This window comes from Flavobacterium sp. FlaQc-52 (assembly GCF_044007495.1).
Lineage (GTDB): Bacteria > Bacteroidota > Bacteroidia > Flavobacteriales > Flavobacteriaceae > Flavobacterium > Flavobacterium cupriresistens.
Window position 1 is genome coordinate 644,124 of record NZ_JBIPCV010000001.1, and the last position, 16,327, is coordinate 660,450.

A 16,327-nucleotide genomic window follows, 5' to 3' on the forward strand; every position below is an offset into this window, starting at 1 on the left:
AAGGTTTCTCTTTGAAGTAAATCTGACAGGTTTTTGAAACCTGTCAGATTTGGGTTTTGGGGTATTAGGTGTAAAACCTTTGAAGCAAAAAAAACAAATTCAAAAATTTAGGTTACCTAAAAAAACACCAGTTTGTCATTTCGAGCGAAGTCGAGAAATCACACAAGAAATTCCATAAAGAAAAGCGCCAATCTTTGTCGAATATTGGGTGTGATTTCTCCTTCGTCGAAATGACAGAATTACAAGAAATTAGATTGGAGAAAAGCCTCTCTTTGAAGTAAATCTGACAGGTTTTTGAAACCTGTCAGATTTGGGTTTTGGGGTATTAGGTGTAAAACCTTTGAAGCGGTAAAAAAACGAATTCAAAAATTTAGGTTACCTAAAAAAACACCAATTTGTCATTTCGACGAAGGAGAAATCACACAAGAAATTCCATACAGAAAAGCGCCAATCTTTGTCGAATATTGGGTGTGATTTCTCCTTCGTCGAAATGACAAATTACAAGAAATTAGATTAGAGAAAGCCTCTCTTTGAAGTAAATCTGACAGGTTTTTGAAACCTGTCAGATTTGGTTTTTGGGGTATTTAGGTTTACAACCTTTGAAGTAGAAAAAAACGAATTCAAAATTTAGTTTATCTAAAAAACACACCCAGTTTGTCATTTCGAAGAATGAGAAATCACATAAGAAATTCCATAAAGAAAAGCGCCAATCTTTGTCGAATATTGGGTGTGATTTCTCATTCTTCGAAATGACAAATTACAAGAAATTAGATTGGAGAAAGCTTCTCTTTGAAGTAAATCTGACAGGTTTTTGAAACCTGTCAGATTTGGTTTTTGGGGTATTAGGTCTACAACCTTTGAAGTAAAAAAAAACGAATTCAAAAATTTAGGTTACCTAAAAAACACCAATTTGTCATTTCGACGAAGGAGAAATCACACAAGAAATTCCGTACAGAAAAGCACCAATCTTTGTCGAATATTGGGTGTGATTTCTCCTTCGTCGAAATGACAAATTACAAGAAATTAGATTAGAGAAAGCCTCTCTTTGAAGTAAATCTGACAGGCTTTTGAAACCTGTCAGATTTGTTTTTTGGGGTATTAGGTCTACAACCTTTGAAGCGGTAAAAAAACGAATCTTAAAATTTAGGTTACCTAAGAAACACAACCAGTTTGTCATTTCGAGCGAAGTCGAGAAATCACGCGAGAAATTCCATGCAGAAAAGCGCCAATCTTTGTCGAATATTGGATGTGATTTCTCCTTCGTCGAAATGACAGAATTACAAGAATTGGGCTTGACGGGGCAACAATGTAGCTGGTCAAACTATTATATAAGATGTTCCGGTTTATACTTCTAAAAATTCAAATTCTTACAATATTCTACTCCTTTTTACAGCTATTCGAATAAAGAAAAAGCAATAAAACTTCCTGTTTTCTGAAGAATTAAAGATTAGATGCTGCACTAAATTTAATTTTTGAATACATCCTAATAATTAATTCGACGCTTTCAAACTCAAAAAAATGATTTTAGACCTTAGCTATTTATGTTAATTTTTTCTTAAAGATATTTTTCTATCTATTTTGAAACAACACAACTAATAAATTGATTTTAAACAATTAAAACAATCTTATCTCATTTATTAACTTAAGTTCAATATTTAACAATTTAACGCTATTTTATTAAACATGTAAAAAAAAGACTATCAATACTATTTTAATTATTATTTTTACACAGTCTAAATAAAGATAGTAGGAGGATTATTTTCCTACAACAATAATTGAAATGAAAAGCAACAAAATTACAACGTTCCTAAAAAGCGCAGCCCTCCATGTTTTTGTACTACTATTTACTAGTATAACACATGCACAAAACAAAACAGCAATAAGTGGTTTAATTCAGCATAATGGTGCTCCGATTTCAGACGCTTTTGTCGAATTGCAGCCTATCGGCAAGTCCACCACGTCTGCTACTAACGGTTCTTTTTCGTTTACAGAATTGCCTAATGGGGTTTATACCATCAGAATTGCAAATGCAGGCTATAAAGACCATGTTCAGGAGCTTATACTAAACGGACAAGCAATCAAACCACTGCAGATAAAAATGGAAGCTGCGATTGATTTAAAAGAAGTAAATGTAATTGGTAGCAAAACAAAAAGTAACCCCGAAAACCTAATCAATGCAAAATACAGTGCCATGCCCGTAACAATAATCGACCGTAGAACCATAGAACTTATGGGCAGTCGAAGATTGGATGAAATACTGAAAGAGCAGACCGGAATTGCTATCGTCAATAATATTGGTGGCGGTGCAAGATCTGTGGGTGTTCAAATGCAGGGCTTTGGCAGCGAGTATATTATGGTGCTTATTGATGGCCAGCCTATGGTAGGTCGCAACAACGGGAATTTTGATCTTTCGCGAATCAGTGTTTCTAATATTGAACGCATCGAAATCATAAAAGGAGCCTCCTCCAGTCTTTACGGAAGCGAAGCACTTGGCGGAACAATCAATATTATTACAAGAAATGGTGTGCTTGATCCTCAGCTACAGGCCGGCATTAGTTATGGAAGTCTAAATATAGTAGATGCTACTTTAGAGGGGGAAACACCATTTCTCAAAAACAAGGCTACCGCAAATATGGCCGCCAATTATTACAGAACAGACGGTTTTAATACCAATTCAAAATACATCAAAGGCACTACTTCCCCACCCTATGAGAATTACAGTCTTCAGGGAAGATCCCGCTATGAATTAAATGAAAACAGCTTTTTAAATTTAAGCGGTCGTTATGGACTTCGTCGTTCCTACATGCAGAAAGACTTCGGACTGGGGCATGTCTCCGGAGATTACCAAGACGAACAGGATATTAATCTTTCTGTCTCGTTAGACCATAGATTTAGCCCAAATCTTAGAAGTAATACCCGTTATTATCTCACCAATTACAGGGCAGACATGAGTGTTGCCTGGCAACAAAGTAATTCTACCGCCAGTCAGGACGTCTTTAAACAGACCTTACATCGTTTTGAGCAGCAATTTTCATACAGTCCAACTAATTCATACCAAATCGTGGCAGGAATTGGTGGTAGTACAGAAAATATGAACGACGATGCGCTTACCAACGTAAATTCGTTAAACACCTTCTTTTCTTATGTTCAGGGTGAATGGACTCCATTTGAAAAACTAAAAGCAGTTGGTGGTCTGCGATACGACCATACTAATAATTTTGGAGGAAGGATCAATCCTAGTTTTGGTCTGCAATATTTTATCAGTCCGAAAATAACTTTTAAGGCAGGTATCGGTACTGGTTTTAAAGCTCCGGATTTCAAGACGAATTATCTGGTTTTTTATAACTCCACCGGCAACTATCTTGTAATTGGTAATGCCGTACTGGTACCCACTTTACAACAGTTACAGCAAGATGGACAAATTAGCGAAATCAGACAATATATACTAAATCAGACCGCGGGAAATCTGCAGGCCGAGAAAAGTACTTCTTACAATACGGGATTAACGCTGCAGCTTTCGAAAGGATTTAAGGCGGAAGGAAATTTATTTTATCATAAAATAACCAATCAGATTAACAGCATACAGGTAGCTACCGGAAGTAACAACCGCATTATATACACGTATCAAAACCTGCCGGAAGCTGTTAATAAGGGGTTTGAACTTTCCTTTAAAGCCAGTCCAATAAAAAATCTGGAAATAAGTGCAGGTTACCAATATTTAATAGCCAAAGATCTGAGTATTAAAGATAGTATTAGCTCCGGAAAATGGCCTTATAGTCAAAACATACACGATCCTGCCACGGGAAGATCTTATAAACCAAGGCCTTCGGACTATTGGGGAATTGAGAACCGCTCTCGTCATATGGCTAATGCTACTCTTTTTTACAATCATGTCCCGTGGAAGCTTAATGCCAATGTCAGAGTAAATTTCAGAGGTAAATATCCTTTTGGTGATCGCAACGGAAACCAGTTCATAGACAAATATGACATTTTTGTGAAAGACTACTTCCTCACCAATGCCAGTCTTGAAAAACAGCTGTTAAACGATCATTTGAGAATCAGACTTACAGCCGACAATATTTTCAACTATACAGATCCGCTAATGCCGGGACAACCGGGACGTATAATCCTCGCCGGTGTAACGTATCGTTTCTTTAAAGAGTAATAAAAATAATTCCACAACTTTAAATAAAATTATAATGACAACAATCCGAACTATAAAAAAATGCTCTTTTGCGCTCCTAATGCTCTCCGTCCTAAGCTTGACTTCGTGCAGTAGTAACGAAGAAAATACAACTACCGGTCTTGAAGATGGTAAAAGCATCGTAATAAAAGATCTTGCAGGCGATACAGGAGCTGCAATGGGCGATGGTACAAAAGGAAAAGAAAATCGAAACTTTCACACCTTTCTGTTCCGTTTTAGCGACCAAAAACAAATCTGGTTGCACACCAAAGCAGACTCCTTAAAATTTATGAAAACAAACGACTGGGATCTTGCATTTACGGGACCCTACAATAGCGAGGTCTTTATCAATAATGCGAAGTATCAATACAATCCTGGTTTTGAAGGACCAGCAGCAAATACAGCAGTAGTACTGATCAACGAAGCGTATCAAAACGTAGATAAAGCGCCTGTCGATGCTGATTTTAACAACAGTGATATCACTAAAATAGGATGGGCATCCTCAGAAAGTTCACTTGGCTGGTTTTACTACAGTCTAAGTACTCACATCATGCAGGCGATACCAAATCGTACCTATGCCATTAGACTGCCGGACGGCAAATATGCAAAATTGCAGCTTATAAACGCCTATAAAGGTAATCCGCCAGCAGTGACCGATCTTAACTGGCCTGCCCCCTATTTTACCTTCAAGTACTTCGTGCAAAATGATGGTAGCAAAAATTTAAACACAAAATAATATCCCATGAAAAAATTTGAAGTTCCAACAAAGAAATTCACCAAAAGCATACTGACACTTTTACTGATTACTTCCTTATTTGCGGCCTGTTCCTCTGATGAAAACAAAACAGAAGTACCGGAAAAAGAAACCGGAGGAAATCCGGGAACACCTCCTGCTAATAATGCCCTGTTTTATAAAGTAACCCGTGTAAAAAATTACCAGGGTAGTACTTCCGATGAGAATCCAACGAAACCTTCAGCGACTTTGTATTACAGTCTTGAGGACAACAAAGCGGTAGATGGATCTTATGTAAAAACACGCAAATGGGATTTAGCCTTTGGTGGTCTTTACGCCAGTTTTTTGTCTGGAAATAATGGCAGCGATACCAAAAACAATGGATTTCAGGCAGGTGGTTCCGGTGGAATTATGATCGTAGCCAAACACTTTGATCAAGTCGTTGATATACCGGCAGACAGTCAGTTTAAAACGGGTGTAGACCTTATTGGTACAGATGATGCCGGCGCTTTTGGTAGTGGAACTGGCTGGTATCTGTATGATTTTGGTGGCGATGTTCTAGGCAACAACGATCCAAAGAAAGCGCACGTGGCTTATGCTCTAGGAGAATCGCTTAAAACAACCAAAGGGACAGTGATTCCTGCAAGAACTATTATCCTTAAAACTGCAAATGGCAATTATGCAAAAATTAAAATGATCTCGGTGTATAAAGATGTCTATAATCCGGCGGAATGGTTTAAAGACACCCCTCATATGTTCTACACTTTCGATTACGTATTAGTGCCGGCCGGAAGTACCAAATTTGAAATTAAATAAGCTATCCAATTACTATGAAAACCAAAGTTGACCATTTTAAAGGAGTTTTATTTTTGATGTCTTTTAGCCTGCTTGCATTACTAACCGCATGTGATAATGAGGAAGAGCGATGGACAGATGTTAAAGGAGAAACTAAAACCGAAATTATAACCGATCTTGACGCCAGGCGAATTGTATCTTTTCGCGTTACCAATCCCGGCGAAGCTCAAGCTATACATAGCGCTGTAAATAATCTTGAAAAAACCATTACGGTATATTTACCGGCCTATTACGAATATCAATACCTTGAAGTAGCGGTAACATTACCTTCAAAAACTACTATTTCACCGGCTACCACTGAGCTTCTTCCTGTTTTTAGTAAAGAGCCTGTTACCTACACCACAAAAGCGGCAGATGGTACAACAGCAGTCTATACGGTCAAAATTGTAATACAACAACCTAAACTAATCGTTGAGGAAGTATCAGATGGATCCCCGGATTTTACTATAAATACGAATACTTCGGTAACGGTACTTGGAGAAAATTTCCTTCCGTCTTATCAAGTAACCAAATTATTTGTAGTTGATGCACAGGGAAACAAAAAGTGGCAAATGAAACAGTATAATGATGGAGTCGACATTGGCAGTTATTACGCATGGTATGTTTTCTTTGACGATCTCAACAATTTACCAACGCTTCAGCCCAATACCGATTATTGGTTTATGATGGAAAGTTATCAAACCACGAAAACAATGAAACTTCCGTTCAGGATAACCAATTAAAACTTTTTAAAATAAAAAATGCCTGTCCTTACTGCAAGTGGTACAAAAAAGAGCCAATTAACCCTATTAAAATTAAATATATTATGAAAAAAATAATCTTTTCAATTATAGCATTGGCTGCTATTTCACTTACATCTTGTAGCTCTGACGACCAAACTACTGATTTACAATCGCAAGCAAGTGCTCAAAAAGAAGCGACTAATAAAGCGTCTAAAATAGCAGCACTTTGTACCGTTACTAATGCAACTGTTACGGTTACCAGAACGGCAGCACCATCGTCTACTTACACCAACTGGACTCCTGTTGCCGCTACAATCGGTGGCGTAAATGTACAGTGGGAAGGTATCTACGGAGGTTCTATTCGTCCTGTTGGTAATACAGACAGATGGTACGTAGGTACTGTAGCTTTAAACCAAACTTGTGCAAACTGGAATAGCTGGAATTCAAGTATTGTGGTTAAAAACGTTTCTACAAATGTTGGTACATCACCAGCTGATCCATACAATGTATTAGGATACAACGGAACTATTTCAGGATTTAACTACGGTTTAGGATATTATTCTTACAACATACTTACACACGTTATGACCCCTTCAAAAGCAATTGTGATCTGGAAAACGACTTCAGGTACAAATTCACAATCTGTTACAAGTCCTTCAACTGCAACAGAAGCATACCTTGTTAAAGTAACTGCTGTTACTCCGGGAGCTTCAAACAGTGTTGTAACTTATAACTGGACACAAGTAAAATAATTAATAACAATATAAAAAAACATGGGATCATAAAACTGCTAGAGAAAATTGTAATAAAAGCTGACCGGCTATCCATTGCATAATTACTTTAACGACTTATTCCCCCATGGCTTAAAAACGGCTTTATAAAGTTACCGCAAACATTGTAAGTGCAGGCATTTAAAAAAATACACAGACTTAATCAATAAGCTGCAAAATTAATAAAATTATTTAAAAAATTAAATAAACAATACCATCATGAATAAAAGAAATACTGTCAACCTCCTTTTATGTAAGGCTGCGACACTTTTTTCAGCACTGTTATTTTTCTCTTGTGACACCGAATACGTGGATAAAGTAAATGATATTCCGGGCGATGTGATAAAAGTTCCGGGATACAACCAAATTGAATCCTTCATCATAAAAGATGCAGAAAACAATACTTTGAGTGCTGCGCTGACAGAAAACGAGATCGTGATTACCTGGAGCAATTATATGATCCTTCCGGAAACTATTAAACCGACTATTATTCTTGGTCAGGAAGCTGCTATAGCTCCTGCGTCAGGTACGGAAATTCCTTTTAAAGACGGGGCTCTGTTTACCGTTACTTCAAAAGCCGGAACAAAAAAACAGTATACACTAAAAATTGACTTAAGACAAAAACAACCCAGAGCCTGGACAGCACATCATCCCGAAACACTGTATAAAGGTCTTTTGCAAAGCCAGGTAAACAATGGTCAGGCTGATCATATAGACAATTTATGGCTAAGCCAAAAAGAAACAAAAGTTTACTTCGTTGCCGCCACTGACCAAAAAGAATATACCGCAGAAACCGTTTATGTAGGCAAAGGAACCGGTACTTCACCATTTTTAAATTATGGTGTCTATTACTTTCTACCTGAAAACATGCCTAATGGCAAGTACGATCTTCGTATAAAAAATGGAGCCTATACGTTGCAAAATTCAATTGTTGAAAACAGATTTAAAATTGAAATTGCGGATTCTCCCGATTTTAACGTCGAAAGATATGGTTTTCCTGCCACTAAAAATAAGGGAGAAACTATTGAAGTCAGAGGTAGTCAATTGAATACCATTACTGCAGTAGAGCTTTTTAACTATGAAGATCCAAATGTGGTTTATCCACTGGAAATTGTAAACGTTACTTCCTATAAAGCTGTTTTTAAAGTACCTGCCAATACACCTCCTGGCGGATACTTTGCGATGAGGTACAAAAGAGGGAACTCTGATCCTACAGAGACCTATAGCCCTGTTACAATTAAGTAAACTCCAATACAAAAACACTTTATAGTATCCTTTGGCAAGTAAGACTGTCAAAGGATTTTTTCTTTTTATTCCCAGAAAATACTTCGAATTTTAATAGAAACCTTAACCCTAAAAAACCTATTGAATCCAGCGTCTCACATCAAAAAACAAAATGTTTTTTATAATTTCTTCTCGTTAGATCATACCCAATTTCATCATTAGGAACATGCTTTCGATAGTTCTGCGATCTCATCTTTGCTATTTATAAAAATTTTCAGGAGACACTTCCATAATTATAAATTAAATCCTTTCGATTATTCATCTTTTTACTCACCTTGCTGTTATTAGTCTTTTATTTACAAAAACATTCAAAACAATAAAAAAAGGTTAAGATCTCTTGCATAAATACATTCATTTTTAATAGTTTAACTCTCTTTAACCTTTATACGTTTTGCCAATATAATTTTACTATTAATTACTTTTAATCCGTTCAAATCGACCCTAGAACAAGTAATCATGATGCATCACATCTTGTTATTAGAGAAGAAGGAATAAACCCATAAAAGCAATAACAATGAGCACAGCTGAGCCCGTAAACAATAACTTCACCGTGTTTGGTATTGATATTTCAAGATACCAAGGAAATGAAATCAGTTTTCTTACTAAACAAACCGATAAACTCTCTTTTGTAATTTGTAAAGCAACAGAAGGAATAACCTACACAGATTCAAATTTCAGCACCAATTGGCAGGCCATTCAAACAAAAGGTTATGTTCGCGGCGCTTATCATTTTTATCATTGCAATGACGATCCGGCAAAACAAGCCGCTCATTATCTGGAAACTGTTGGATCCATTCTAGACACCGACTTCCCTCCTATTGTCGATTTTGAAGGGGTAAGCATCGATCCCGGAATTAATCGCGAAAACATTCAACCCAACTTATTACAATTCTTAACCTTACTACAGCAAAAAACAGGGAGAAAACCTATTTTATACACCACCAACAATACCGCAAATAAATACCTGACTAATCCTGAATTTGCCAACTTCTACTTATGGATTGCAGATTACAGCAACTCTTTAGCCTTACCGACTATATGGAAATCAACAGGCTGGATACTTTGGCAAAAATCTGCAAGCTACATGTTGGATGATCAATTAAATGATTTTGATGTATTTAATGGAGATGCCAATGCTTTTTCAGAGTTCATCCAGTCCAGTAAAATTAAGTGAACGTATGATTATCAAGTTAAAAGTTGTGGAGACGGATTGATTTTTTTCGCCACGAATTACACGAATTTTCACGAATTATTTTTTTTGTGTCGCAAAATGGATGAAATCATTTTAAACCTTTAATCGGTGGCAAATAAATAATTCTTGAAAATTCGTGTAATTCGTGGAAAAACAACCTATTAATTAATAACTTAAAAATAGTGCGTGATAAGATTAAAACAATTAGATAATCTGTGCAAATCTTTTCAATCAGTGGCAAAAAAAATTCGTGCCAATTCGTGAAATTCGTGGCAAAACAACCACAAAAACCTGCTCCCCTTTAATTAATCTGACTATTTTACAACTCTACCGTTTTCCATTTCCCGGTTCTAAAAACAAGCACACTACTGGTTGCAAGCACAATTTCGGAGATCAGAATCGCAATAAATATTCCTTTTGGTCCCCATTGGTAATACATACCCAGTAAATAAGACAAAGGAAGCTGGATCATGTAAAACATCAGGATGTAAAGCATCGTTACCGTATTTACACTACCCGCCGCATTTAAAGCACGCGAAATCACCATGGTATAACCGAAGAAAAAGTAAGCAATAGCCATATATTGCAGATAGGTACTTGCGTAGGAAAGAATTTCTTCATCATGTGTAAAAAAACCGGCCAGCGCTTTTGCGTAAAACAGCAAGAAAATAGCAATCAGTCCAAGGAAACACATGTTAAATGTCCCTGTTTTCCATACCGAGGCTTCTGCCCTTTCCGGCTGTTTTGCTCCAAGATTTTGTCCAGTTAATACACCCGCAGCATTAGCAATACCATATGCCGGTAAAACACTAAACATGATGATTCGGTTCGCAATGATATACCCTGCCAGTACATTTTCGCCCAGTTTTGCAACAATCACAATCATTAAAAATCGGCTTGAAGAAGGTACCAGGTTTTGAATCATCCCTGCTGTTGCTAGTTTTAATATGCGTTTCATCAAGGCAGGAACCATCTTTAACTGTCGTTTTCCAATGCTAATTGTGGTATTGTTTCTAAAAAGATACCACAGCTGATAGGCCACGCTAAAGACATTTGCAATCACCATAGCCACGGCAGCTCCTAGTAAACCTAATTTAGGAAAGGGCCCTAATCCAAAAATCAGTACGGCACACAAAAATCCGTTCAGAATATTTGAAAAAGCCAGCGTTCGCATCGCCATAGAAGCGTCACCCGATCCTCTAAAAACCCCATTAATCAAGATACGCATAATCATAAAAATCAGTCCTGCGAACATCGTTTTAGAAAAAGTATTGCCATAGGTAACCAGATGTTCCGATCCACCCGCAAAACGCATAATCTCCTGATTAAAAATTACGGCCAGAACACTACAGATAACGGAAAGAAAAATTCCAAGATAAATAACCTGCATTGCTGCCTGTCCGGCTCTGCGCGGTTTCTGCTCCCCAACTCTTCTTGAAATCATTGCTGTGGCTGCAATACTCAAACCCATCGCCACCGATTGGATCAGAATCACTACAGAATTGGTAATTCCAACCACCGTAATGGCGTTTTCACCAAGACTACTTACAAAAAGAAGATCTACTAAAACAAACAGAGACTCCATACTGAGCTCTAACATGGTGGGTACTGATAACAGGAAAGTTGCTCTGTTGACATTTCCTGAAGTAAAATTCTTTTCAGTTCCTTGCAATGCAATCCTGAATAAAGTAACTATTGAACGTATTTTTACTAGCACAATTATGGGTTTAAAAGAAAATATTAAAATTTATTTATTGTTGAATGTGAATATCAGTGACACCTTCGGTACTGTTACAGCTGCATAAGATAAGTTTCGGCCGTTTTTTAAGACGCTTTGAAACCGATCTTACCTAAACCTCGAAACTTTTTTGTCTATCGTGGTTCTTCTCTTTGTTACAGAAAGTGCCGAAGCATCAGGATAGCCGATAAAAAAGAGTCCTAACGACTGCTCATTAGTCTCCAAACCAAAGCTTTTCACGTATTCTACTGCAGCGCCACTTGAATCCCAATAGGAACCCAACTCAAATGAAGTGGCACTTAGGGCCATGTTTTGCACGGCACAGGAAACTGCAGCCACTTCCTCCCATTCCGGAATAGTAACTTTCGTACTTTTAGAAAGTATCACCCCAATTAAACAAGCTGCTTTAAGCGGGTATCCTTTTAGATAATTATACTTTGCCATTCTTTTGTCGGCATCAGAGAGTTCTTCATAGAGATGCTTGTAGTAAGTAACCATAAAATCTCCATATTTTTCAAGTTGACTATCGGTGAGCACAATAAACCTCCAAGGCTCAGTCATTTTATGGGTAGGTGCCCATGTGGCGTTGGTCAGTATCTCGTTCAATACAACTTCGGGTAAGCTACCCCCTATATAGGAATCTGCATAAATACTTTTTCTGGAACGAATTATTTGGGTTGCCACTTCAGATGAAGCGGCTATTTCACTTTTTTCCATGAATGTTGTGAGGATTAAAACAATAATTAGATAAATTAAGTACGAAAAATATGTAAATATATTTTGCTATTTAAATTTATTATAAATAGCTTTGCTGAGCAAAATTAGTTATTTATAATTAGAATAAATAAGAATAAAACAAATGTATGTAGTAATTTTCATAAAAACAATAGAAATGAAATTATCTCAGAAATAAAAAACTACCCGTTTCCTTAACCCAAAAAAAGGCTAAACACCTAAAAAAACAAGTGTCAAATAGTCAATAATTATTTTATAGTTATGAAAAATAAAACCGCCCGATCCTACTTATCAAAAGTGTCGATCACCAACAAACTACAATCTGTAAACCCCAACCGATATACCACTTAAAAAAACCTTTTCTACTCTTAAAAGAGCATCACAGAAAAGCCAATTATATCAATTAAACTACACCACAATGCAAGAAAAATCCACAATACAAAGACATGAAAATGGTCAATTAAATCCTCAACTTGCCGCATCACATCTTCAACCTGAAATATGGGAAAAAGTAAACAGACTCCAACTAAGAAAAATGTTATGCGAGTTTTCACATGAATTATTACTTATCCCTGAATTAAAAGATACTCAAGGAATATGGGGGCTTTACAGCCTTAGCACCCAAGATGGAGTAACCGAATATCAGTTTAAAGCACAACTACTGGCTTTAGATCATTGGTATATTGACAACAACTCTATTTCTAAAACAACAAACGAACAAACCGAGCCTCTTGACGCTATAGCATTTTTACTTGAATTTACAGAAGAATTAGGCTTTTCTGAATCAAATCTGCCTACTTACCTGGAAGAAGTAATCAGTTGTCTGTACGGCAGCGCTTATATGCAAACCAACAGCGAACTTACAGCCAAAGATTTGACAACAGCAAGTTATGCCGATGTTGAACATGCCATGACTGCCGGACATCCTTGTTTTATAGCCAACAGCGCCAGGATAGGTTTTGATGCGATAGATTATCAAAATTATAGCCCTGAAGCGGCAAAACCACTTTCTTTAGTTTGGGTTGCCGGTCATAAAAGCCACACCGAATTTACCAGTATTCCTCCCCTTAGTTACCGTCAGGTGATGGAACAGGAATTAGATACAGATCTAAAAGCATCTTTCGATTTGTTGCTTAAAGAAAAAGAACTTGATCCACAAGATTATATTTACTTCCCAATTCATCCATGGCAATGGCACAATAAGCTGATTTATTTATTTGCTCCCGATATTGCTACATCAAAATTAGTTTGTTTAGGTGATAGTAAGGATTTGTACATGCCACAACAATCGGTGCGTACCTTTTTTAATGTAAGCGATAACAAACGCTTTTATGTTAAATCTGCACTTTCTATTCTGAACATGGGCTTTATGAGAGGGTTATCACCTTATTATATGCGAACAAACCCACCGATTAGCGAATGGGTTGCGAACCTTGTTGAGAATGATGCTTACCTGCAGAAAAAAGGGTTCACTACATTAAAAGAGATTGCTACAGTGGGTTATACCAATACTTATATTGAAGAAGCAATAAAAATTGATTCTCCTTATAAAAAAATGCTGTCTACGCTTTGGAGAGAAAGCCCGATGGATAAAATAGCAAACGGAGAACGTCTGATGACTATGGCTGCTTTACTGCATATCGATACAGAAGGAAACTCATTGTTGGCAGAATTAATCAAATCTTCTCCTTTGGATGCAAAAGGATGGATTCAAAGTTATTTGCAAGCTTATCTAAGTCCACTTTTACATTGTTTTTACTACCATGATATGCGTTTTATGCCACATGGAGAAAATCTGATTTTGGTATTCCTCGACAATGTTCCGGTCAGAGCCATTATGAAAGATATTGGTGAAGAAGTAGCCGTTGTAAATCAGGAAAAAGAACTACCTGAAACGGTAAAACGAATCATTATCAATGTTCCTGAGGACCTTAAAATCCTGACAATTTTCACACAGATATTTGACTCTTTCTTCCGATACCTGAACCACGTACTGGTAGAACATGTTAATCTGCCGGAAGAAGATTTTTGGGGTCTTGTAGCGGACTGTATTACCGAATACCAATCCGAATATCCTGAACTGGAGGATAAATTCAGAAAGTATGATTTGTTCGATTCAGAGATTATTAAAACCTGCTCTAACAGACTGCAAATGCAAAACAGTTCAAAGATGCTTGATGCGACCAATCCTTTCAAGAATCAAAAATTTGCCGGTACCTTAAAAAATCCACTTTCTGTTTATCAGACCAAATTAATCTAGTCCCTCTTTAAAAACTATAATACGCTAAAACCATGAATATAGATACGCTGATCTCTCCAATACAAGCATCCGAACATTTAGAAAAATCCGTTTGGAACAAAGTAACCCGTCTGCACCTTAGAAAAATACTTGCCGAATTCTCTCATGAACGTCTTGTAATTCCTAATTTAATCGAAAGCAAAGACGGCTGGGGAATCTATCAACTTAGCAGTTCAGATGAAAAAAACACTTATCAATTTAATGCTAAAATACTGGCTTTAAACCATTGGTATATTGATACTGATTCTATTGAAAAATTTACGGAGGGTGAAACTGCTGCATTAGACGCGCTTAGTTTTATCATCGAATTTAAGGCAGAGCTGGGAATTCCTGAGGAATCTTTACCGGTTTACCTGGAAGAGGTCTGCAGTACATTGGCCGGAAGTGCTTACTTGCATTATTATGGCAAACCAAACTCAAAGGAGTTATTAAGTGCCGGCTATCAGCAAACGGAATCTACCATGACCGGTCATCCACGTTTTATTGCCAATAACGGAAGAATCGGTTTTACTTCCAGTGATCACAGAGAATATGCTCCCGAAGCAGCAGCGCCGTTCTCTCTGGTATGGCTTGCGGGTCATCGCTCTACTGCTGTTTTTACTGCCGTATTACCTTTAGATTATGATAAGGTGATGCTACAAGAGCTTGGCGAAGAAACCTTAAAAAACTTTAACGATCAACTCCTTGAAAAAGGGCTAAATCCAAAAGATTATTTCTTTATGCCGGTACATCCATGGCAATGGTTTAATAAATTATCTAATATCTTCTCAGCCGACATTGCTACGAATCGTTTGGTTTGTATGGGATACAATGAAGACAAGTACCAACCACAACAATCTATACGAACTTTTTATAATATCACACATCCCGAAAAATTCTATGTTAAAACGGCAATCGCTGTACTGAACATGGGCTATGTACGTGGGTTATCGCCTAAATTTATGTTGTCTAATCCGCCAATCAACGAGTGGATTTATAACCTGGTAAAGGATGACAATTATCTACAGTCAAAAGGTTTTATCATCCTGAGAGAGATTGCCAGTTTAAGTTTTGCACATCAGTATTATGAAACAGCAGTCCCGGGTGACACGCCTTACAAAAAAATGTTTGCCTGTTTGTGGAGAGAAAGCCCGGCGGACAAAATCAGCGGTAACCAACGGTTAGTTACCATGGCATCACTACTTCACATTGATAATGAAGGGAAAGCCTATCTTCCTGAATTGATACAAGCATCGGGTTTGACCACTTCTAATTGGTTACGTCAATACTTTAGCTGTTATTTGAGTCCATTACTTCACTGTTTCTACAAATGGGACATGGTCTTTATGCCTCATGGAGAAAATCTAATCCTTATTTTGGAAGATCATAAAGTCGTTAATGCTATTATGAAAGATATTGGTGAGGAAGTTTCGTTGCTAAACTGCAGTTTAGAAATTCCTGAAGAAGCTTTAAGACTTGCTGTTACTGTTCCTGACGAACGCAAAACACTGCCTTTATTTACACAAGTATTCGATTCTATCTTCCGATTTATTGCTGCAATACTTGTTGAACATGCCGATTTCTCGGAAGATGAGTTTTGGAAACTTGTAGCAGAATGTATCTTAGATTATCAAGCTGCACATCCTGAATTCAGTGAATCTTTCAAGAAATTCGACTTGTTTGTTGATGAATTCAGCCCTGATGCCTTAAATAAGTTACAACTGAATAATAACAGACAGTTAAGAAATCGTGCCAATCCATTTGAAAACCTGCCTTATATCGGTATTGTAAAAAACCCTGTAACTCCATTTTACACTAATAAATAAAAAATCAATTT

11 protein-coding genes are annotated in these 16,327 nt (G+C 37.0%); 9 read left to right on the plus strand and 2 right to left on the minus strand.

Annotation, left to right across the window (positions count from 1 at the left end):
* Nucleotides 1-1,780 precede the first annotated feature (1,780 nt).
* The 7 genes from ACHRV5_RS02810 (at nucleotide 1,781) to ACHRV5_RS02840 (ending at nucleotide 9,721) form a co-directional block, all read left to right on the plus strand.
* Nucleotides 1,781-4,165, plus strand: coding sequence for a TonB-dependent receptor domain-containing protein (locus ACHRV5_RS02810; RefSeq protein WP_395425665.1), 2,385 nt, complete (start codon nucleotides 1,781-1,783; stop codon nucleotides 4,163-4,165).
* 34 nt (nucleotides 4,166-4,199) lie between these two features.
* A complete protein-coding gene (locus ACHRV5_RS02815; RefSeq protein ID WP_395425666.1) occupies nucleotides 4,200-4,919 on the plus strand; it encodes an HmuY family protein in 720 nt (239 codons plus the stop codon).
* A gap of 6 nt (nucleotides 4,920-4,925) precedes the next feature.
* Nucleotides 4,926-5,732 (plus strand): HmuY family protein, encoded by an 807-nt coding sequence (locus ACHRV5_RS02820; RefSeq protein WP_395425667.1) that lies wholly within the window; start codon nucleotides 4,926-4,928, stop codon nucleotides 5,730-5,732.
* Between the two features lie 14 nt (nucleotides 5,733-5,746).
* Nucleotides 5,747-6,493 (plus strand): hypothetical protein, encoded by a 747-nt coding sequence (locus ACHRV5_RS02825; RefSeq protein WP_395425668.1) that lies wholly within the window; start codon nucleotides 5,747-5,749, stop codon nucleotides 6,491-6,493.
* 83 nt (nucleotides 6,494-6,576) lie between these two features.
* Nucleotides 6,577-7,245, plus strand: coding sequence for a hypothetical protein (locus ACHRV5_RS02830; protein ID WP_395425669.1), 669 nt, complete (start codon nucleotides 6,577-6,579; stop codon nucleotides 7,243-7,245).
* A 237-nt stretch (nucleotides 7,246-7,482) separates the two neighbouring features.
* Complete coding sequence (locus ACHRV5_RS02835) at nucleotides 7,483-8,508, plus strand: hypothetical protein (protein WP_395425670.1); 1,026 nt, start codon at nucleotides 7,483-7,485, stop codon at nucleotides 8,506-8,508.
* Between the two features lie 553 nt (nucleotides 8,509-9,061).
* The gene (locus ACHRV5_RS02840; protein WP_395425671.1) at nucleotides 9,062-9,721 is read left to right on the plus strand and encodes a glycoside hydrolase family 25 protein; all 660 of its coding nucleotides are present in this window, start codon (nucleotides 9,062-9,064) and stop codon (nucleotides 9,719-9,721) included.
* Nucleotides 9,722-10,058: 337 nt separating this feature from the next.
* Here ACHRV5_RS02840 and ACHRV5_RS02845 read toward each other — a convergent pair whose 3' ends face one another.
* Nucleotides 10,059-11,456 (minus strand): MATE family efflux transporter, encoded by a 1,398-nt coding sequence (locus tag ACHRV5_RS02845; RefSeq protein WP_395425672.1) that lies wholly within the window; start codon nucleotides 11,454-11,456, stop codon nucleotides 10,059-10,061.
* A 129-nt stretch (nucleotides 11,457-11,585) separates the two neighbouring features.
* Nucleotides 11,586-12,194, minus strand: coding sequence for a nitroreductase (locus tag ACHRV5_RS02850; protein WP_395425673.1), 609 nt, complete (start codon nucleotides 12,192-12,194; stop codon nucleotides 11,586-11,588).
* Between the two features lie 436 nt (nucleotides 12,195-12,630).
* On the opposite strand from ACHRV5_RS02850, the gene ACHRV5_RS02855 reads away from it, so the two are divergent.
* Together ACHRV5_RS02855 and ACHRV5_RS02860 are read left to right on the plus strand one after the other, a co-directional pair.
* A complete protein-coding gene (locus ACHRV5_RS02855) occupies nucleotides 12,631-14,472 on the plus strand; it encodes an IucA/IucC family protein (protein ID WP_395425674.1) in 1,842 nt (613 codons plus the stop codon).
* 32 nt (nucleotides 14,473-14,504) lie between these two features.
* Entirely contained in the window at nucleotides 14,505-16,316 is a 1,812-nt protein-coding gene (locus ACHRV5_RS02860; RefSeq protein WP_395425675.1) for an IucA/IucC family protein, read from the plus strand.
* Nucleotides 16,317-16,327 lie beyond the last annotated feature (11 nt).